Source organism: Brevundimonas sp., from assembly GCF_013823285.1.
Lineage (GTDB): Bacteria > Pseudomonadota > Alphaproteobacteria > Caulobacterales > Caulobacteraceae > Brevundimonas.
The window spans coordinates 1-19339 of record NZ_PNLV01000023.1 but is presented as its reverse complement, the minus strand read 5'-3'; the positions used below and the strand labels follow the sequence as shown (position 1 = coordinate 19339).

The 19339-nt window shown below is 68.9% G+C and carries 23 protein-coding genes; 11 read left to right on the top strand and 12 right to left on the bottom strand.

Translation table 11 applies throughout. From position 1 onward, the window contains the following. Positions 1-6: 6 nt before the first annotated feature. Together C0461_RS05300 and C0461_RS05295 are read right to left on the bottom strand one after the other, a co-directional pair. Positions 7-243, bottom strand: coding sequence for a helix-turn-helix transcriptional regulator (locus tag C0461_RS05300; protein ID WP_292104589.1), 237 nt, complete (start codon positions 241-243; stop codon positions 7-9). Beyond that, positions 243-740 carry a DUF2975 domain-containing protein gene (locus tag C0461_RS05295; protein WP_292104587.1) on the bottom strand — a complete coding sequence of 166 codons (498 nt, stop codon included), beginning with the start codon at positions 738-740 and terminating at the stop codon, positions 243-245. Before C0461_RS05295 ends, C0461_RS05300 begins: the two co-directional genes overlap by 1 nt. A gap of 82 nt (positions 741-822) precedes the next feature. Between C0461_RS05295 and C0461_RS05290 the strand changes: the two genes are divergently transcribed. From C0461_RS05290 to C0461_RS05270, 5 genes are all read left to right on the top strand, one after another. Continuing rightward, positions 823-1764: an ABC transporter ATP-binding protein gene (locus C0461_RS05290; RefSeq protein WP_292104586.1), complete on the top strand. Its 942-nt coding sequence runs from the start codon at positions 823-825 to the stop codon at positions 1762-1764. Continuing rightward, complete coding sequence (locus tag C0461_RS05285) at positions 1765-2490, top strand: ABC transporter permease (RefSeq protein WP_292104584.1); 726 nt, start codon at positions 1765-1767, stop codon at positions 2488-2490. A gap of 36 nt (positions 2491-2526) precedes the next feature. Continuing rightward, positions 2527-2970 (top strand): cupin domain-containing protein, encoded by a 444-nt coding sequence (locus tag C0461_RS05280; RefSeq protein WP_292104582.1) that lies wholly within the window; start codon positions 2527-2529, stop codon positions 2968-2970. Beyond that, positions 2967-3977, top strand: coding sequence for an alpha/beta hydrolase (locus C0461_RS05275; protein WP_292104580.1), 1011 nt, complete (start codon positions 2967-2969; stop codon positions 3975-3977). The genes C0461_RS05280 and C0461_RS05275 overlap by 4 nt, the downstream gene beginning before the upstream one ends. 443 nt (positions 3978-4420) lie before the next feature. Next, positions 4421-4876: a YkgJ family cysteine cluster protein gene (locus C0461_RS05270; RefSeq protein ID WP_292104578.1), complete on the top strand. Its 456-nt coding sequence runs from the start codon at positions 4421-4423 to the stop codon at positions 4874-4876. Here the strand turns inward: C0461_RS05270 and C0461_RS05265 are convergent, their stop codons facing one another. From C0461_RS05265 to C0461_RS05255, 3 genes are all read right to left on the bottom strand, one after another. Beyond that, positions 4877-5413, bottom strand: a complete 537-nt coding sequence (locus C0461_RS05265) for a TspO protein (RefSeq protein WP_292104577.1) — start codon at positions 5411-5413, stop codon at positions 4877-4879. 63 nt (positions 5414-5476) lie between these two features. Beyond that, complete coding sequence (bfr, locus tag C0461_RS05260) at positions 5477-5977, bottom strand: bacterioferritin (protein WP_021696756.1); 501 nt, start codon at positions 5975-5977, stop codon at positions 5477-5479. A gap of 141 nt (positions 5978-6118) precedes the next feature. Beyond that, a complete protein-coding gene (locus C0461_RS05255; RefSeq protein WP_292104613.1) occupies positions 6119-6304 on the bottom strand; it encodes a (2Fe-2S)-binding protein in 186 nt (61 codons plus the stop codon). A 256-nt stretch (positions 6305-6560) separates the two neighbouring features. On the opposite strand from C0461_RS05255, the gene thiE reads away from it, so the two are divergent. The 5 genes from thiE (at position 6561) to C0461_RS05230 (ending at position 12504) form a co-directional block, all read left to right on the top strand. After that, complete coding sequence (thiE, locus tag C0461_RS05250) at positions 6561-7193, top strand: thiamine phosphate synthase (RefSeq protein ID WP_292104574.1); 633 nt, start codon at positions 6561-6563, stop codon at positions 7191-7193. 70 nt (positions 7194-7263) lie between these two features. Continuing rightward, on the top strand, positions 7264-8949 hold the full coding sequence (locus tag C0461_RS05245) for an ATP-binding protein (protein ID WP_292104572.1): 1686 nt from the start codon (positions 7264-7266) through the stop codon (positions 8947-8949). 97 nt (positions 8950-9046) lie between these two features. Beyond that, on the top strand, positions 9047-10480 hold the full coding sequence (locus C0461_RS05240; protein WP_292104570.1) for a cytochrome ubiquinol oxidase subunit I: 1434 nt from the start codon (positions 9047-9049) through the stop codon (positions 10478-10480). Further along, positions 10477-11511 carry a cytochrome d ubiquinol oxidase subunit II gene (cydB, locus tag C0461_RS05235; protein WP_292104568.1) on the top strand — a complete coding sequence of 345 codons (1035 nt, stop codon included), beginning with the start codon at positions 10477-10479 and terminating at the stop codon, positions 11509-11511. The genes C0461_RS05240 and cydB overlap by 4 nt, the downstream gene beginning before the upstream one ends. Positions 11512-11670: 159 nt before the next feature. After that, positions 11671-12504, top strand: coding sequence for a hypothetical protein (locus tag C0461_RS05230; protein ID WP_292104566.1), 834 nt, complete (start codon positions 11671-11673; stop codon positions 12502-12504). Between the two features lie 35 nt (positions 12505-12539). Here C0461_RS05230 and C0461_RS05225 read toward each other — a convergent pair whose 3' ends face one another. Beyond that, positions 12540-12926, bottom strand: a complete 387-nt coding sequence (locus C0461_RS05225) for a MerR family DNA-binding protein (RefSeq protein ID WP_292104565.1) — start codon at positions 12924-12926, stop codon at positions 12540-12542. Positions 12927-12994: 68 nt separating this feature from the next. Here C0461_RS05225 and C0461_RS05220 point away from each other — a divergent pair, with 68 nt between their 5' ends. Further along, positions 12995-13741 (top strand): glutaredoxin, encoded by a 747-nt coding sequence (locus tag C0461_RS05220; protein ID WP_292104562.1) that lies wholly within the window; start codon positions 12995-12997, stop codon positions 13739-13741. Between the two features lie 189 nt (positions 13742-13930). Here the strand turns inward: C0461_RS05220 and C0461_RS05215 are convergent, their stop codons facing one another. The 6 genes from C0461_RS05215 to pstC are packed head-to-tail and all read right to left on the bottom strand — an operon-like array spanning position 13931 to position 19323. Next, the gene (locus C0461_RS05215; protein ID WP_292104561.1) at positions 13931-14296 is read right to left on the bottom strand and encodes a bleomycin resistance protein; all 366 of its coding nucleotides are present in this window, start codon (positions 14294-14296) and stop codon (positions 13931-13933) included. Between the two features lie 4 nt (positions 14297-14300). After that, complete coding sequence (phoB, locus tag C0461_RS05210) at positions 14301-14993, bottom strand: phosphate regulon transcriptional regulator PhoB (RefSeq protein ID WP_292104560.1); 693 nt, start codon at positions 14991-14993, stop codon at positions 14301-14303. Continuing rightward, positions 14990-15715 carry a phosphate signaling complex protein PhoU gene (phoU, locus tag C0461_RS05205; protein ID WP_292104611.1) on the bottom strand — a complete coding sequence of 242 codons (726 nt, stop codon included), beginning with the start codon at positions 15713-15715 and terminating at the stop codon, positions 14990-14992. The genes phoB and phoU overlap by 4 nt, the downstream gene beginning before the upstream one ends. 17 nt (positions 15716-15732) lie before the next feature. Further along, entirely contained in the window at positions 15733-16596 is an 864-nt protein-coding gene (gene pstB, locus C0461_RS05200; protein WP_292104558.1) for a phosphate ABC transporter ATP-binding protein PstB, read from the bottom strand. 5 nt (positions 16597-16601) lie between these two features. Continuing rightward, the gene (pstA, locus tag C0461_RS05195; RefSeq protein WP_292104557.1) at positions 16602-17900 is read right to left on the bottom strand and encodes a phosphate ABC transporter permease PstA; all 1299 of its coding nucleotides are present in this window, start codon (positions 17898-17900) and stop codon (positions 16602-16604) included. After that, the gene (pstC, locus tag C0461_RS05190) at positions 17893-19323 is read right to left on the bottom strand and encodes a phosphate ABC transporter permease subunit PstC (protein WP_292104556.1); all 1431 of its coding nucleotides are present in this window, start codon (positions 19321-19323) and stop codon (positions 17893-17895) included. The genes pstA and pstC overlap by 8 nt, the downstream gene beginning before the upstream one ends. Positions 19324-19339 lie beyond the last annotated feature (16 nt).

The window sequence follows — 19339 nt, the reverse complement described above, 5'->3', positions numbered from 1 at the left end:
CCGGGGCTAGTCCTCCTCGTCCCGGGCCAGATCGGCGGGGTCGAAATCATAGTCCAGCAGATCGCCCGGTCTGCACCCCAGCGCCGCGCACAGCCGCGCCAGGGTGCGGAAGCGGATGCCCTTGACCTTGCCCGAGCGGAACAGGGACAGCTGGGTTTCCGAAATCCCCACCTCGGCAGCCAGGTCGCGGGCCTTGATCCCCTTGCGGACGATCAGGGCGTCGAGGGTCACGCGCACCGGCATCAGATCATCGCGTCCAGCTCGGCCTGGACCCGCCCGGCGTGGTCGACGACCCGCCCCAGCAGGAACAGGGCGCCGCCGATCATGCCCAGGGTCATGCCGGCCACATCGAAATAGGCCCAGCCGCCTCGTCCCCCCTCGATCAGCCGCATCAGGTTGGTGACGCCGAACACGCTCAGGAGGCCGCCGAAGCCCAGGGCCAGGCCCACCCGCCGCAAGGCGTCGGACAGGATGGGCTGGATCAGGCGACCCTTCGCAAGCTGCCCCATGGCGGCGCCGATGGACCAGACGGCGAACAGGTAGAAGGCCGTCGGCGAGACCCAGATCACCTCCGGCAGCCACCGGGCCAGAGGCCCGGTCTCGCCCCGCAGGGCGAGGATCAGCGGAAAGATGAGATGCACGAAGAGCAGCAGCCCGCCGACGCTGGCCACCATGAAGACGGCGAGCCAGCGGTACTGGGCGCACATGCGGCGAAAGGCGGTCGAACGGGAGGGCGTCATGGGGGATCCGGCTGAATTTTCTTTAATCTTGACTTAAAAACGCTTGGTCCGCAACTTGAGCTAAGACTTAAAGAGATGGACGATGACCCTTGCGATCGAGACCTGCGGCCTGACGCGCCGCTTCGGCGGCCGGACGGCGGTTCAGGACCTGGCGATGCAGGTTCCGCCGCAGGCCGTCTATGGCTTTCTGGGTCCCAACGGCGCGGGAAAGACCACCACCCTGAAGATGCTTCTGGGTCTGATCCGGCCCAGCGAGGGCCGGGCGCTGATCGAGGGGATCGACGTGGCGGCGGACCGGATGGGCGCGGCCCGCAAGGTGGGCGCCCTGCTGGAGGCGCACGGCTTTCACGCCAATCTGACCGGGCGCGAGAATCTGGAGATCACCCGTCGCCTGCTGGCCCTGCCGCGGGAGGAGACGGACCGGGTGCTGGAGGTGGTGGAGATGCGCCCTGACGCGCACCGCAGGGTGTCGGACTATTCGCTGGGCATGCGACAGCGGCTGGGCATCGCCCGGGCGTTGCTGGGGGCGCCGCCGGTGCTGATCCTGGACGAGCCCACCAACGGTCTGGACCCCGACGGCATCGTCGACATGCGCGGTTTTCTGGCGGGGCTGCCCGCGCGAACCGGCGCGACGGTGCTGGTCTCCAGCCATCTGCTGAACGAGGTGGAGCAGACCGCCACCCATGTGGGGGTGATCCTCGCCGGGCGGCTGGCGGTTCAGGGGGCGCTGGCGGACCTGACCGCCCGCGCCGCGCCGGGGCTGGACGTGGAGGTGGACCAGCCCGATCGGGCGCGGCCGCTCCTCCTGGCCCGGGGCTTTGATCTTCTGGAAGGCGACGCCCTGTCCGTGCGGCTGCGGCCCGGCGACGACGTCCGGGCGGCGGCGGCGGGCCTGAATCGGGCGCTGGTGGAGGCGGGGATTGCGGTCTTCGCCCTGACGCCGCGACGTCCCGGTCTGGAGACCCTCTACCGACGTGTGGCGGACCAGAACCGCCTGCCGACCGCCAGCAAGGAGGCCGCCTGAATGCTGACCGCCCTGTCCGTGGAGCTGCTGAAGCTCAATCGCTCGCTCGCCGCCCTGCTGGCGGTGGCGGCGCCGGGCCTGATCGCCCTGTTCCTCTTCTTCAACCTGCTGCGGCTGGAGACGGCCCAGGACTGGTCCATGGTGATGATGCAGGCCGCCGCCATCTGGGCCTATTTCATGCTGCCCATGAGCGTGACCGCCCTGACCGCCCTTGTGGCCCAGATGGAGCACGGCCCCCGCAGCTGGGAGCATCTGTTCGCCCTGCCGGTCCGCCGATGGCGGCTGCTGGCGGCCAAGGCCGGCGCGGTGTTTCTGGTGGTCGCGGCCATGGAGGCGACGGTTCTGGTTCTGGCCGCCGGCGCGGGCGCCCTGGCCGGACTGATCAAGCCCGGGATCGCGCCGACCGGCGTCATCGACTGGACGACCATGGTCTGGCTGCACGCCCGCATCTTCGCGGCAGGGGCCCTGCTGACCGCCATCCAGCTGTGGGCGGCGCTGCGGTTCAGGAGCTTCGTGCCGGGGCTGGTGCTGGGCATCGGCGGGACCTTCTTCGCGGTGGTCGCCACCTCGGCGAAGAACGGGGTGTTCATGCCCTGGCAGATGCCGGTCAATGTTCTGGCGACCGACCCGGCGCGGGCGGATCTGGCGCTCATGCTCGGGCTGGGGGGCGGGATCCTGGTGCTGGGCCTGATGCTGGCACACCTGTCGCGGCGCGAGGTGGTTTAGTCTGGCCACCGGTGTCATGGGCGTTATGGTGGCGGCATGACCGCCGCCGAGATCGTCGCCCTGCTGAACCTTGAGCCCCATCCGGAGGGCGGCTGGTTCCGTGAGACGTTCCGGGACGCGGCCGAGGTCGCGCCGGGACGGGCGGCGTCCACGGCCATCCACTATCTGCTGGCGGCCGGACAGCGCTCGCACTGGCACCGGGTGACCGACGCCGCCGAGGTATGGAGCTTCAACGCCGGCGGGCCGGTGGAGCTGGGGATCGCCATGACGGGCGACGCGGAGCCGGTCCGTCATGTGCTCGGCGCGGATCTGGCGGCGGGCGAGCGGCCCCATGTGGTCGTGCCCCCGAACGCCTGGCAGGCCGCGCGGCCGCTGGGGGGCTGGACCCTGGTCACCTGCACCGTGGCGCCTGGATTCATCTTCGACCGATTTGAAATGGCGCTGCCTGAATGGACGCCAGGCAATGGAGATCCCGCATGACCATCCACCGTCGCAGCCTGCTGACCGCAGCAGGCCTCGGCCTGACCGCCTCGCCGGTGCTGGCCCAGGCGCCCTGGAGCGAGGCGGTGCGGGCCGCCGCCGTGACACCGGAGCGGGCGCCCGCCGATCCCACCGAGACGGTGCGGCTGTGGCCGGGTGGCGCGCCCGGGGGCGAGAACGTCACCGTGGTCGCTCAAGTGAACGAGCGGTCCGAGGACCCCGCGTTTCACGACCGTTTCGCCGTCTACACCACCGACCCGATCCTGACCGTGTTCCGGCCCGAGCGGCCCAACGGCGCTGCCCTGCTGCTGATCCCCGGCGGAGGCTATCGCTGGGCGGTGGTGGACAAGGAAGGCTACGACTGCGCGCGGGTGTTCGCGGCGGCGGGGGTGACCTGTTTCGTGCTGCGCTATCGCCTGCCCGGCGACAACTGGGCGGCGGGACCGAACGCGCCGCTGCAGGACGCCCAGCGGGCCATGCGCCTGATCCGCGCCCATGCGGCGCAGTACGGCGTCGACCCGGACCGCATCGGGGCGCTGGGCGCCTCGGCCGGCGGCCATCTGGCGGGCACACTGGCGGCGCGGCACGGGGATGCGGTCTATGAGGCCGTGGACGCGGCGGACGCCGTATCGGCGCGCCCGGACCTGTCGATCCTGATGTATCCGGTCGTGACCCTGACCGACCCGCATGCGCACGCCGGGTCCCGCAGCCATCTGCTGGGCGAGAATCCGACGGCAGACCAGATCCGCAACTGGTCGCTGGAGACCATGCCCCGCCGCGACACCCCGCCCACCTTCATCGTCCACGCCATGGACGACGGCGCGGTCCCGCCCGAGAACGCCATGATGCTGACCACGGCCCTGCGCGCGGCCGACGTGCCGGTCGAGACCCACCTGTTCGAGGAGGGCGGCCACGGCTTCGGCATCCGCCAGATCGTGGGGCGTCCGGCCGCCGTCTGGCCGGAACTGGCCCTGGCCTGGGGCGCGCGGCGCGGCTGGCTGGGCTGAGACCTGATCGGTCAGCGCGCCTCAATGCGGGATGAAGTCGGCCAATCCTCCCCCATCGGGGGAGGTGGATCGCCGCATCGCGGCGAGACGGAGGGGGCTGAAGCCGGGCGGCGGCGGGTGGGGGGTGGCTGGATCGCCGATGGCGCGGGCGATCGAACAGCCAGACGGCCGTCCAGCCCCCTCCACCGCTACGCGGTCCCCCTCCCCCGATGGGGGAGGATTGGGAATCACGTCCTTCCGGCTGTGCACGGCGGTTTCGGCGGCGGGTCGGCCCGGGGCCCGCGGCGCGGGCGATCCGCCTGCATCAGGCGGGCGAGGCTGTGGGCGCCGGTGGCGAGCACGATCATGGGCCGGACTCCGTGAATGCGATATTGAGAATGCATCGCAATAGTGAGTCTGGCAAGCCTCCTGACGCGGGCCCTTCGGCCCTGTAGCGTCAGGGGATGACCGCGTCCGCCGCCGCCCCTGCTCCACCCCGCGCCTGCGGCGACTGCGGCCTGTGTTGCAAGATCATGGGGGTGGAGGCCATCGCCAAGCCCCCGCGCAAATGGTGCGGCCATTTCCGCAAGGGGCGCGGCTGTTCGATCTATGCGGAGCGGCCCTCCGCCTGCGGCGCGTTCAACTGCACCTGGCTGCTGGCCCCGAACCTGGACGAGGACTGGCGGCCCGACCGCGCCGGGTTCGTGATGCATTCCGAAAACGGCGGCCAGCGCCTGATCATCGAGGCGGACGGCGCGGACCCGCAGGCGTGGCGGCGCGAGCCCTATCAGACGACCCTGCGCGACTGGGCCCGTAGCGGCGCGGCGCAGGGGTTGGAGGTGCTGGTGTTCGTGGGCGACCGGGGCGTCCGGTTGCTGCCCGAGGGCGGTGAGCGCCCGGTCACGCGCGCCACAGACTGATCAGTGCACTGTTGCGCCGTCGGGACGACCCCGTCCGTGCAGCCTGTCGCCGATCATGTTGCCCCAGCGGACGGCTGAGCCCATGGGCGAGGCCATGAAACCGGCCCGGGGGTCCAGCTTGCGGGCTTGGTGGGCGAAGGCGGCGGCCATGCCGGCGCTCATCATGGCGGCGACCATCTGACCAGCCATGCTGCGCGGACGCGAGGCCATCCAGAAGGCGCTGACCGCCTGGGACACGCCCCACAGACGCAGGGCGCTGTTGCGGTCCGGCCCCGAGGGCGCGTTCCAGACGCGCAGGCCGGCCAGGGTCGCGGCCGACATCAGGGCAGGCAGAAGGATGCTGTAGCCGTTGCGCGGTTTCTGGACGATCGGGCGGCCGTCATGGTCGGGCGCCGTCTCGCGCGGATCAGCGGTGAGGGCCACCAGGGCCGAAGCCACGAGCCCGACGCCGGCAGTGACCGCCAGACCTGTCGCCACATGCCGTCCGCTGCGGCCCTTGCTGTTCAGGAACCGGTCGACGGGGCGGGGGCGAGGCATGGCGGTGTTCTCCCTGTTGGATGAGTCAGGGAACGGAACAGGTCAGGCGGGATGGGGTTCCGGCTAGTTGCCGGTGGCGGCGCCGTCGGGCTCGATGTCCTTCATGGCGCTCTGCAGCCAGTTCTGCTCGCCCAGCAGCTTGATCAGGTTCAGCTGGTTCTCGAGGAAGTCGATGTGCTCCTCGGTGTCCGACAGGATTTCCGTCAGGATCTGGCGGCTGATGAAGTCGGCGGCGGCCTCGCACTGCTTGATGGCCTCGATCTGGTCGCGGCGGCCGTCCAGCTCCAGCTGCAGGTCGGCGCCCATGCATTCCGGCGCGGTCTCGCCGATCTTGAGCTTGTGCAGGTCCTGCAGGTTGGGCAGGCCGTCCAGGAACAGGATGCGCTTGATCAGCTTGTCGGCGTGTTTCATCTCGCCGATGGATTCGTCGTAGATGACCTTGCCCAGATGACTGAGGCCCCAGCTTTCGAACATGCGGGCATGCAGGAAATACTGGTTCACCGCAGTCAGCTCATTGGTGAGGACGCCGTTCAGCGTCCGGATGATCGCGGGATCGCCCTTCATGGTCTCAAGCCTTTTCGTTCCGGGAGCAGCTCACACGACGGCCGCGCCCATAACATGAGGCATAACACGCTTCGCCGGCGATTGTTCACCTGCGAATACTTATCAGCTTATTGTAATTGCGAGTAAATCTCGCCCGCACTTCTATTCGGCGGCGAGAGCGAAGGCCTGGCGCGATTCCTGGATCATCTCGCGCATCTCGCAGACGCATTTGGCGCACTGGGCCTGGCAGCCGTTGCGGGCGAAGACGTCGCGCGGACGCTGGGCCCCCGCCTCGATGGCGCGGGCCACGTCCCGTTCGCGAATGCCGTTGCAGTTGCAGATGTACACGGTGTGGTCGCCCGACCCGATACGTTGAGAACGACTCTCCATAGCAGGACTCGCGGGCCATGCAAATCGTTCGCATGCGCAGAGCATGATCGTTTCGGATGGAACCGCCTTGCGGTTCCGGCAGAAGCGTGAATCATGCTCTCGCTTTTATCTGGAGCCTGATTCACGGCATCAGCGGAATCGCGAAGCGATTCCACTTCAGCCGATCAGGCTCGTGAGTCTTGACCGGTGAGGCAAGACGGCGCACCCCCCGGCCATGACCTCGAATGCCCCTTGCCGCCTGTATCTGATCACCCCGCCTGCCCTGCCTGATCTGGAGGCTTTCGCTGGCGAACTGGAGGCCGCCCTGGGGGCCGGAGACGTGGCGGCCCTGCAGATCCGGCTCAAGCCCGCTGATGATGATCAGGTGCGCGCGGCGGTGCGGCGGCTCATGCCCGTCGCCCATGCCCACGGCGTCGCCGTCATCCTGAACGACCGGCCGGATCTGGCGGGCGAGCTGGGCTGTGACGGCGTTCATGTGGGTGACGAGGACCCGGCGGTGGACGCCGCGCGGCGCATTCTGGGCCCGAACGCCATGATCGGCGCCACCTGCCGCGACAGCCGCCACGCGGCCATGGAGGCGGCGGAAGCGGGGGCGGACTATGTGGCCTTCGGCGCCTTTTTCCCTACCGACACCAAGGACACCACCGCCCGGCCCGAGCCGGACATCCTGACCATCTGGCAGGAGACCATGGCCCTTCCTTGCGTGGCCATCGGCGGGATCACCGTGGACAACGCCCGGCCCCTGATCGAGGCGGGCGCGGACTTCCTGGCGGTCAGCGCGGGGGTGTGGCGCCATCCGGACGGTCCGGCCGGGGCCGTGCGGCGGTTCAATACCCTGATGGGTTGATCGCAAGGGATATTTAGCAAAGGCCTGATTGAATGACGGTCCTGTATCGCCATTTTTCAAAGCCTTCGCCATGATCCTGAGCCGCGCGCTCGCTGACCTGGACCATCCCGCCGTCGTCGCCGCAGAGGCGCGCGCGGGCTCGTGGCGGCGCGGGCACGACCTGATGAGCCAGCCTCACGCGCCGATCTTCCTGGCCGTGATCCTGGCTTTCCTGGTGGTGCTGGCGGTGTCCACCAGCCGTTCAGCGGGCCTGGTGGCCGCGCTGTGGGCGGCGGGCGGCGTGGCGGTCACCGCCTGGCTGCGCGCGGGCAAGGGCAAGGCCTATGACGCGGCCTATGCGGCCCTGATCGCCACGGGTTTCGCGGGCGGAAACCTGCTGGCGGGCAATTCGCCGGATCTGGCCTTCATGTTCACCATCGGCAACATGATCGAGGTGGTGCTGGCCGTGGTGCTGATCCGCCGCTTCCTGCCGGACCTGAACATCGCCACCGTGCCGGGCGCCGCCAAATTCCTGATCCTCGCCGCGGTGATCCCGCCGCTGCCCGCAGCCCTGTTCGCCTCGGGCATGCTGTACCTGATGAACGGCCAGGATTTCCTGAGCACGCTCCAGACCTGGTGGTTCGGCCACGCCCTGGGCATCGCCGTGTTCGCGCCCTTTGGCCTGGCGGTGACCAAGCGCCATTTCGCCCGTCTGGCCCGGCCGTGGCATGTGGCGGAGGCGGTGGTGCTGCTTGGCGGGCTGGCGGCGCTGGTGACGGTGCTGTTCACCCAGGCGGTGGCGCCTGTTCAATTCATCATCGTGCCCCTGCTGCTGGTGATCGCGGTGCGGCTGCGCATCGTGGGGGTCACCGCCGGCATCCTGATCACGGCGATTATCTCCATCAGCGCGACCCTGCACGGCCATGGCCCCATGACGGCTCTGACCGGCGCCGGTCTGACCGGGCAGGTGATGCTGGCCCAGTTGTTCACCGCCGCCACGGGCCTGCCCATGCTGCTGGTGGCGGCCATGCTGGAGGAACGCGACCTGTTCGCCGCCCGCGCCGCCGCCGACAAGCAGAAGGCGGAGAAGGCCAGCGCGGGCAAGTCCCGCCTGCTGGCCAATGTGGCGCACGAGATCAAGAGCCCCATCGGCGGGATCATCGGCATCGGCGACCTGTGGTCCTCGGGCCAGCTGGGGCCGGTCACCCCGACCCAGGGCGAAATGGCGGGGATGCTGGTCAAGACCGCCCGCCAGATCGAGACCCTGACCCATGACCTGCTGGACGTGGCCCGCGCCGAATCCGGCGCCGTGCAGATGGACCTGCGCCCGGTGGACGTGGCCGGGGTGGTCGAGGACGTGCGCCGCACCGTCGCCCTGCAGAAGGACGCCGAGGGCCTGGCCCTGACCGCCGAGCGGGACGATGACGATCTGGTGGCCCTGGCGGACTCCATCCGCCTGAGCCAGGTGATCGGAAATCTGGTGACCAATGCGGTCAAATACGGCGCCTCTGGCGGGATGGTCATGCTGCGCACCCGCCGCGTGGGCCGCAACATCCGGGTCGAGGTCATCGACAAGGGACCGGGCCTGTCGCCCGACAAGCAGGCCCAGCTGTTCGAGCCCTTCAACCGGCTGGGCCTGGAGCGGTCCACCATCGAGGGCCACGGGATCGGCCTGACCCTGGCCAAGCGCCTGACCGAGCTGCAGGGCGGCGAGATCGGCGTCATCAGCGCCCCGGGCGAAGGCGCCACGTTCTGGATCGAACTGCCGGCGGCCTGACCCTGTGGCAGCCTGACGCGCGGCGGTGCGGCGCTGGACATCACCGGTCCACAAGCGCACGGTTCGACACCACCCAGGGCTGTTCAAGGAACTGATCGTGGATTTCGACGCACTCTTGCTGTCCCGGATGCAGTTCGCCTTCACGGTGGCGTTCCACATCCTGTTCCCCGCCTTCACCATCGGCCTGGCGGCGTTTCTGGCGGTGCTGGAAGGGCTGTGGCTGTGGACCAGGCGGGACGTGTTCCAGACCCTGTACCTGTTCTGGGTGAAGATCTTCGCCCTCAGCTTCGGCATGGGCGTCGTGTCGGGGGTGGTGCTGAGCTACCAGTTCGGGACCAACTGGTCCGAGTTCATCCGCCTGACGGGCGGGGTGATCGGGCCGCTGCTGGCCTATGAGGTTCTGACGGCCTTCTTCCTGGAGGCCTCCTTCCTTGGCGTCATGCTGTTCGGCTGGAAGAAGGTGGGGCCGAAGCTGCACTTCCTGGCCACGGTGCTGGTGGCCATCGGCACCAGCGTCTCCGCCTTCTGGATCCTGTCGGCCAACAGCTGGATGCAGACGCCGCAGGGCTACGAGATCCTGGTCAACGGCGTTTTCCAGGCCACCAATTTCTGGGAGGTGGTGTTCAACCCCAGCTTCCCCTCGCGGCTGACGCACATGCTGCTGGCCGCCTTCCTGACCACGGCGCTGGTGGTGGGCGCGGCCTCGGCCTTCCAGGTGCTGAAGACCCGCAGGACGGGCGAGGCGCCGCAGGGCTGGACCGCCAGCCGCGTGGCCCTGGTCATGGCCGTGGGCATGATCGCCGTGACCGCGCCGCTGCAACTACTGGCCGGGCACTGGTCCGGCGAGGTGGCGCACCACTACCAGCCGTCGAAACTGGCGGCCATCGAGGGCTACTGGGAGACCCGCCCCGACCAGCCGCTGCACCTGTTCGCCATCCCTGACCGCGCGACCCAGTCCAACCATTTCGAGGTGTCCATCCCGGGCGTCGGCAATCTGGTCCAGAACCTGCCCCGCGACGAGGTGATCCAGGGCCTGGACCAGCTGGCCCCCGAGGATCAGCCGCCGGTGTTTATGGTGTTCTGGGCCTTCAGGATCATGGTCGGGCTGGGGATGCTGATGATCGGGCTAGGCCTGTGGGGCGCGGTCCTGCTGTGGCGCAAGAAGCTGTTCGACAGCCGCTGGTTCCTGCGCTTCGCCGTGGTCATGGGGCCGTCCGGCTTCATCGCCGTGCTGGCCGGCTGGATGGTCACCGAGATCGGCCGTCAGCCCTGGGTGGTCTACGGCGTCCTGCGCACCGCCGACGCCGTGTCGCCGGTCACCACCGGAGAGGTGCTCACCTCGCTGCTGGTCTACATCACCGTCTATTCCATCGTCTTCACCGCCGGGGCCCTGTTCATCCTGCGCCTGATGGCCGAAGGGCCGAAGGCCGTGATCACCGCGCGAGCTCCCGAGGAGCGCCGCGCGCCCGGGTCACCTCTGGCCAAGGCGCCTGAGGATGTGGACGGCGACCTTCCGGGAGATCCGTCATGACCCTCGACCTCGCCCTGATCTGGGCCGGACTGATCGCCGTGGCGGTGCTGCTCTATGTGGTGCTGGACGGGTTCGACCTGGGCCTGGGCGTCCTGTTTCCCTTCGCACGCTCGCCGCGGGACCGGGACGTGATGATGAACACGGTCGCCCCGGTGTGGGACGGCAACGAGACCTGGCTGGTGCTGGGCGGCGGCGGGCTGCTGGCCGCCTTCCCCCTGGCCTATTCCATCCTGATGCCGGCGCTGTATCTGCCCGTGCTGATGATGCTGGCGGGGCTGATCCTGCGGGGCGTGGCCTTCGAGTTCCGCTTCCGGGCGCGGGATCGCGGGCGGCGGTTCTGGACCCAGATGTTCGCCTTCGGCTCGGTCCTGGCGGCCTTCGCCCAGGGGCTGATCCTCGGCGGCTTCATCCAGGGCGTGCAGGTGGTGGACGACCGGTTCGCGGGCGGGCCGTTCGACTGGTTCACCCCCTACACCCTGCTGGTGGCCTGCGGACTGGTGGCCGGTTACGCCCTGCTGGGCGCCACCTGGCTGATGCTCAAGACCACCGACGACCTGCACGGCGACGCCCGCAAATGGACCGGGATCAGCGCCGTGGCCACCGCCGGCCTGCTGGCCGCGGTCAGTGTGGCCACCCTGGTGGCCCATCCGGTGATCGGCGAGCGCTGGGGCTGGGCCGACGGCCTGACGGGCGGGATCGACTGGGCGGTGTTCGCGCCGCGCGCGCTCATCCCGCTGCTCGGCGTGGCGGGACTGGCCATGATCTTCCTCGGATCGCGCAAGGGATCGCATGGCTGGCCCTTCGTGGGGGCGCTGACGGTGTTCCTGTCGGGCTATCTGGGGCTGGCGATCAGCTTCGCGCCCTACGTGGTGCCCTATGTGGTGGACTTCCGTCAGGGCGCGGCGCCGGACAATGCGCTCGGCCTGATGCTGTGGGGCACGGCCTTCATCCTGCCGACCATCCTGGCCTACACCGCCTGGGTCTACTGGGTGTTCCGCGGCAAGATGACCCCGGAGACCGGCTATCATTAGACCCGTCCCCCCGCCCGGCCCCGACGATCCGCTGCCGCCCCTGTGGAAGCGGCTGATGTGGTTCGCCCTGCTGTCCATCGCCGGGCTCGTCCTTGTGGCGGCGGTGGCCTACACGCTTCGGGCCTTGCCGTTCATGGGATGAGGCGCGACAGTCGCCCCATGATGTTCCGCAAGACGCTGATCGCCGCCGCCCTGACGGTCCTGGCCTTTCCCGCCTTTCCCGCCGCCGCGCAGGAGGCCGAGGATTTCACCGCGCGCCTGAACCGGCTGCCGGGCCAGGCGGCACAGCCCGCGCCTGAGCCTGAACCGGCGGTCGCGCCCGAGGCCGAGCCGACGCCTGAAACTCCCGCGCCGCCGGTCGAGGACATCACCTCCCGCCTGAACCGGATGCCGGGCCAGGCGGCCCAGCCCGCGCCCGCCCCCCAACGGGAGGCGCCCGAAGCAGACCCGTCCCCCGAGCCTCCCATCCTTGAGGGCCTGTCAGAGCGGCTGGAGCAGATGCGGCAAGAGCCTGAGCCGGCCGCCGCGCCGCCTGAACCCGACCCTGTCGTCGAACCCGAGCCCCAAGCGGCGCCGGAGCCCGCCCCGGAACCCGTTCCTGAAGCGGTCCTCGAGACGACTCCGCCGCCGGTGCTCGAAATCCTGACCTCCCAGGCGGGACTGGCCTTCCGCGTGGACGTGCCCGAGGCTTTCGATCTGGTGGAACGCCCATCCGGCCCCGATTTCGACGTCTATCAGGTGTCACGCGGCGACACGGCGTTCGTGGGCATCTATGTCGGCTGCTGCTCGCCCTTCCCCATCTATGACGGCCGCCGGACCGAAGCGGGGGGCCGCCTCTCCATCCTCATCAACGAGAACGGCGCCAACCGCGCGGTGGAGCATCTGTTCGTGCGCGAAAGCGACGGTCGGCAGATCCACGTCTGGCTGCACAGCGTCACCGGCGAGGACCGCGCCCTGGCCGAACGCATCGCCCAGACGGTGGACCCGCGGTAGCGGCTTCTCCTCCCTGCTCGCGGGGAGGAGAAGGGTCAATCCATCTCGAACGCTTCTATGATCGGGCAAGGCCCCTCCGCATGGTCGCAAGCCTCGGCCAGACGCGACAGGGCGGCGCGGGCGGCGGTCAGCTCGGCGATGCGGGCGTCCAGATCCCGGATGCGCTGGCCGGCCAGAGCCCGGGCGCGGGCATGGTCGCGGCCCGAGTCGAGCACCAGCAGTTCGCCGATCTGCTCCAGCGTGAACCCCGCCGTCTGGGCCGTGCGGATGAAGCGCAGGCGCCGCGCGTCATCCGGTCCGTAACGTCGCACGCCGTCGCCGCGCGCGGGCGTGCGCAACAGGCCCCGGCGCTGATAATAGCGTACCGTCTCCACGCCCACGCCCCCCGCGCGGGCGAGGCCGCCGATGGTGTCCGTCTCCATGCCTTGACTCCGTACCATGGTACGGAACCTACATAGGACGGGCCCGGTTTAGGGCAAGAGGAGCTCCCATGACCGACCACCCCAAGAAAACCGCCGTCCTGCACCGCATGGTGATGGACCAGCATGTCTGTCCCTGGGGCCTGAAGTCGAAACACCTGCTGACATCGCGCGGCTATGCGGTGGACGACCGCTGGCTGACCAGCCGGGAGCAGACCGACGCCTTCAAGGCCGAGCACGGGGTGAAGACCACGCCCCAGACCTTCATCGATGGCGTGCGCATCGGCGGCTACGACGACCTGCGGCGCCACTTCGGGCTGAAGGTGAAGGACCCCGAGGCGACCACCTATGCGCCGGTGATCGCCATCTTCGGCGTGGCCGCCCTCATGGCCCTGGCGGCCACATGGGCGATGATGGGGACGGTGCTGACGATCCACGCGGTGGAGTGGTTCATCGCCTTCGCCATGTGTCTGCTGGCGCTGATGAAGCTGAGGGACGTTTCCGGCTTCGCCACCATGTTCCTGAACTATGACCTGCTGGCCCGGCGCTGGGTCCCCTATGGCAAGGTCTATCCGTTCGCCGAGCTGTTCGCCGGGGTGATGATGATCTCAGGCGCCCTGACCTGGCTGGCGGCGCCCGTGGCCCTGGTCATCGGCGGCATCGGCGCGGTGTCGGTGTTCAAGGCCGTCTACATCGACAAGCGCGAGCTGAAATGCGCCTGCGTGGGCGGGGACTCCAACGTGCCGCTGGGCTTCGTGTCCCTGACCGAGAACCTGATGATGATCGGGATGGCGGTGTGGATGCTGGCGCGGATGTAACCCGAATTCTCCTCCCCATTCCTTGGAGATGGGGAGGTGGCGCGGGCGCGATTCAGCGCCCGTGACGGAGGGGGCGGCGCGGGAGGAAGGGATTAGCGGCGCGCACCGGCAACAACCGAGCCGCCCCCTCCACCACGCGGGCTGAATCGCCCGCGCGGTCCCCCTCCCCGCGAGCGGGGAGGAGAGCCGTCAGTCCGGGTTCTGGATCAGCCGCAGCAATGTGCCGTCGGGATCGATCATGAAGCCCACCCGGCCGCCCCAGGGCTCGAGCCGTGGCGGATGCAGGCGGGGCTGGCCTGTGGCGGTCTCCGGCAAACCCGCGCCCTTGCAGACGGCGTAGAAGGCGTCGAGGTCGTCCAGCCGCATGCAACAGCCGAAGGCGCTCTGCAGCGGATCCAGATCGGGATGCGGAAAAAATTCCAGCGTCAGGTCGCCCCGCGACAGGATCATCCAGCCGCCGTCGCGCCACTCCTCCTGAAAGCCCAGCGCACCGTAGAAAGTCGAGGTGGCGGCGAAATCACGGGACGGCAGGTTCGGCGTCGCGTGATCGGTCATGGCCTTATCCCTCAAGATCCAGCGCATAGCCCGCCGACCGGACCGTGCGGATGGGATCGCGCAGCCCGTCAGTGACGGTCAGGGCCTTGCGCAGGCGGCCCACGTGGACGTCCACGGTGCGGACCTCCACATAGACGTCCGAACCCCAGACCGCGTCAAGCAGCTGTTCGCGGCTGAACACCCGGCCGGGGTGCTGCATCAGATAGTCCAGCAGGCGGAACTCGGTGGGGCCCAGGTGGACCTCCTTGCCGTCGCGCTTCACCCGGTGGGCGACGCGGTCGATGATGATGTCGCCGTGGCTGACCCGGTCGTCGGCCAGACCGGGACGGATGCGGCGCAGCACCGCGCGGATGCGGGCGTTCAGCTCGACCATGGAGACCGGCTTGGTCAGATAGTCGTCGGCGCCCGTGTCCAGGCCGCGCACCCGGTCGGATTCCTCGCCGCGCGCGGTCAGCATGATGATCGGCACATTGCGGGTTTCAGGGCGGCCGCGCAGGCGGCGGCAGACCTCGATGCCCGACACCTTGGGCAGCATCCAGTCCAGCAGGACCAGGTCGGGAGTCTCCTCCTCGGCCTGCATCAGGCCTTCCTCGCCGTCGGAGGCGACGCTGACCTTGTAGCCTTCCTTTTCCAGATTGTACTGGAGCAGGGTCGCCAGGGCGTCCTCGTCCTCGAATACCAGGATGTGAGGGATCATCCGTTCTGCTCCGGCGTGCCGATTTCACTGGGACTGGGGGTGGCGGTGGCGCGCGGGCGTTCGCCGGCCAGCTCCTCGCCGGTCATTTCGTAGTGGATGGTCTCGGCGATGTTGGTGGCGTGGTCGCCGATGCGCTCCAGGTTCTTGGCCATGAACAGCAGGTGGGTGCAGGCGGTGATCGTGCGCGCGTCGCCCATCATGTAGGTCAGCAGTTCGCGGAACAGGGCGTTGTAGTGCTCGTCCACCTCGTCGTCGGTGGACCAGACCGCGACCGCCTGCTCCACATCGCCGGTGGTGTAGGCGTCCAGCACCTGCTTGAGCCGCTGGGACACCAGCCGGCCCATGCGCTCGATGGAGCGGGTCAGGGGCGCCATGGGCTCGGTCTCGGCCAGGCTCAGGCCGCGCTTGGCGATGTTCTTGGCCAGGTCGCCGGTGCGCTCCAGATCCAGAGCCAGTTTCATGGCCGCCAGCGACTTGCGCAGGTCCGAAGCCATGGGCTGGCGCAGGGCGATCATGCGGATCGCCTTGCGGTCGATCTCGTTGTGCATGGCGTCCAGTTTGGCGTCGCGCTCGATCACCTGCCGGGCCAGGGCCACATCGCGGCGCACCACCGAGGCGATGGCGTCGTTGATCTGGGCCTCGGCCTGACCGCCCATGCGCGCCACCTCGGCGGTGAGGGCGTTCAGTTCTTCGCCATAGGCGCGGACGGTGTGTTCATTCATGGCCATGGTGATGGTCCTCAGCCGAAGCGGCCGGTGATGTAGTCAAGGGTGCGCTTGTCGCGCGGGTTCTGGAAGATGGTCTCGGTGTCGCCGAATTCCACCAGTTCGCCCATGTGGAAGAAGGCGGTCTTCTGGCTCACCCGCGCGGCCTGGGCCATGGAGTGGGTGACGATGACGAGGCAGTATTCCTCGCGCAGCTCGTCCATCAGCTCTTCGATCTTCGCCGTGGCGATGGGGTCCAGGGCCGAGCAGGGCTCGTCCATCAGGATCACCTCGGGCTCCACCGCGATGGCGCGGGCGATGACCAGGCGCTGCTGCTGGCCGCCCGACAGGCCGGTGGCCGCCGCGTCGAGGCGGTCGGAAACCTCGGCCCAGAGGCCGGCGCGCTTCAGGGACTGCTCGACCCGGTCGGCCAGCTCGGTCTTGTTGTCGGTCAGGCCGTGGATGCGCGGGCCGTAAGCCACGTTCTCGAAGATCGACTTGGGGAAAGGGTTCGGCTTCTGGAACACCATGCCGACGCGGGCGCGCAGCAGCACCGGGTCCAGCGCCTTGTCGTAGATGTCCTCGCCATCCATGCGGATGGAGCCCTTCACCCGCGCGATGGAGATGGTGTCGTTCATCCGGTTCAGGCAGCGCAGGAAGCTGGACTTGCCGCAGCCCGACGGGCCGATGAAAGCGGTCACGGCCTTGTCGGGAATGTCCACATTGACGTCGAACAGGGCCTGTTTGTCGCCGTAGAAGACCGAGACGTCGCGGGTCTGGATCTTGATGGGGCCGGTGGGCTCCTGGTGCGCGGCGTGGGGCGGGGCCAGCAGGGGCGAGGTCGCCGCGGTCCCGCCGCTCTCGGCGCCGTCCAGCTGTCGGAAAAGATTGAAGCGCATGGGGACTACCACCGACGTTCGAAGCGGCGCCGCAGATAGATGGCGGCGGCGTTCATGATGATCATGAAAACAAGGAGAACCATGATGGCCGCGGCGGTGCGTTCATGGAACGCGCGCTCCGAGGCGTTCTCCCAGATGAAGACCAGCACCGGCAGGGCGCTGGAGGGCGAGGTGATGGCCTCGGGCACGCCCGGCACGAAGCTGACCATGCCGATCAGCAGCAGCGGCGCGGTCTCGCCCAGGGCGTGGGCCATGGCGATGATCGACCCGGTCATGACGCCGGGCATGGCCAGGGGCAGGACGTGGTGGAACACGGCCTGGGTCTTCGAGGCGCCCATGGCCAGGGCGGCCTCGCGGATGGAGGGGGGCACGGCCTTCAGGGCGCTCCGCGTGGCGATGATCACCGTGGGCAGGGCCATCAGGGCCAGCACCAGACCGCCCACCAGCGGCGAGGAGCGCGGCAGGTGCATCCAGTTGATGAACACCGCCAGACCCAGCAGGCCGTAGACGATGGAGGGCACTGCGGCCAGGTTGTTGATGTTGACCTCGATGATGTCGGTGATGCGGCCCTTGGGCGCGAACTCCTCCAGATAGATGGCCGCGCCAACGCCGATGGGCAGGGCCAGGGAGGCGGTCACCAGCAGCATCAGGGCCGAACCGACCACCGCGCCGAGGACGCCCGCCAGCTCGGGCTGGGTGGAATCCGAACGGGTGAACAGACCCGTGTTGAACTGGCCCTTGATGCGGCCCTGATCGCGCATCTGATCCAGCCAGAAGATCTGGCGGTCGCTGAGGCGGCGGAATTGCTCCTCCCCCTCCCCGTCCAGCTGGCCCTTGTAATAGAGGTCCGCGTCCGCGCCGATGGGCAGGGTCACGGTGATGCGGTCGCCGATGACCCCGGGGTTTTCGCGCACCAGACGCTGCATCTCGAAGGCGACCCCGGCCGACATCAGCCGGCGCATGTCGCGCGAGGCGCTCATGCTCTCGTCATCCTGAACCCCGAGGCGGGCCAGCTGCTGTTCGGCGATCAACTGGTCGAAATTGGTCCCTTCGGGATAGGCCGGGTCGATGCGCGCGGGGTCCAGAAAGACCTCGGTCTGCACCGTGTGGGTCCAGAAGGCCGTGTGGCCCTGTTCGATGATCCGGCCCAGCAGCAGGGCCAGGAAGCCGATGGCGATGGCGATGGCCAGCACGCCGTAAAGCTTGAACCGCCGTTCGCGGGCGTGCCGGCGCTTGAGGCTCTTCCTCAGCTGGGCGGTGCTGCGACCGGAGGCGCCGGCGCGGGTCAGGGTCGCGTCAGTCATATTGTTCCCGGTAGGTCTGGACGATGCGCTGGGCCGCGAAGTTCAGGATCAGGGTCACCACGAACAGGGTCAGACCCAGACCGAAGGCGGCCAGGGTCTTGGCGCTGTTGAACTCCTGGTCGCCGGTCAGAAGGGTGACGATCTGGACCGTGACCGTGGTGACGGTTTCGAGCGGGTTCAGGGTGGTGCGCGCGGCCAGGCCCGCGGCCATGGTCACGATCATGGTCTCGCCGATGGCCCGGGACACGGCCAGCAGGAAGGCGCCGGCGATGCCGGGCAGGGCGGCGGGCAGCACCACCCGCTTGATGGTCTCGGACTTGGTCGCGCCCATGGCGTAGGAGCCGTCGCGCAGGGACTGCGGCACCGCATTGATGATGTCGTCGGACAGGGACGAGACGAACGGGATCAGCATGATCCCCATGACCGCGCCGGCCACCAGCGCCATCTGGTTCTGCACCAGCAGCAGATGCTGGCCCAGGCCGTCCAGCGGACCGCCCACCAGCTGGGCGCCCATCCAGTTGAAGAAGGCGCGGAAGGATGGCCCCACCGTCAGGGCGGCGAAGAAGCCGTAGACCACCGTGGGCACGCCGGCGAGAATCTCCAGCACCGGCTTGATCACCGCGCGGCGCTTCGGCCCCGCGTACTCCGCCAGATAGATGGCCGAGAACAGGCCGATCGGCCCGGCCACGATCATGGCGATGATCATGATCAGGAAGGTGCCCACGAACAGCGGCACGGCGCCGAAGGCCCCGGTGGAGCCCACCTGATCGGCGCGGATGGCGATCTGCGGCGACCACTGGGTGCCGAACAGGAACTCGGTGATCGGCACCATCTGGAAGAAGCGAAGGCTCTCGAACAGCAGGGAGGCGACGATTCCGATGGTGGTCAGGATCGCCACGACCGAACAGGCGAAGAGGGTCACGCCGACGAAGGTCTCGACCCGGTTGCGCGCCCGGAATTCCGGCCGGGTCTGACGCCAGGCCAGGCCCGCCCCGATCAGGGCTGCGAGAATCGCCGCGATCAGACCGCCCCACGCCAGGGCGCCGTCGACGCGGGACGCGCGGGCGGCCTCTTCCTGCAGCGCCGTCGACAGGTCGCCGGTCCAGATCTGGCGCGGCATCCCGCCGGCGCCGACGATGCGGGCGTCCTCGATGAAGGCGGCGCGGCGCGGCGCGTCCAGGGCCTGCACCGCCTCGGGCGCCGAGGCGATCAGCACCGCCCGCTCGATGCGGGCGTCGAAGGTCGAGGCGAGAATCAGGATGATGAGAGCGGGGACCGCGGCCCAGATCAGCGCCCAGGCGCCGTGATAGCCGGCGGCGCTATGCGCCTTGGCGACGGTCGCGCGACGGCGGGCGGCGCGCCGGGCCAGGACGAACACGGCCGTCGAGAACGCAGCCAGGACCAGAAGATAAATAAGAAGCATTCACCGTCCGCACGCA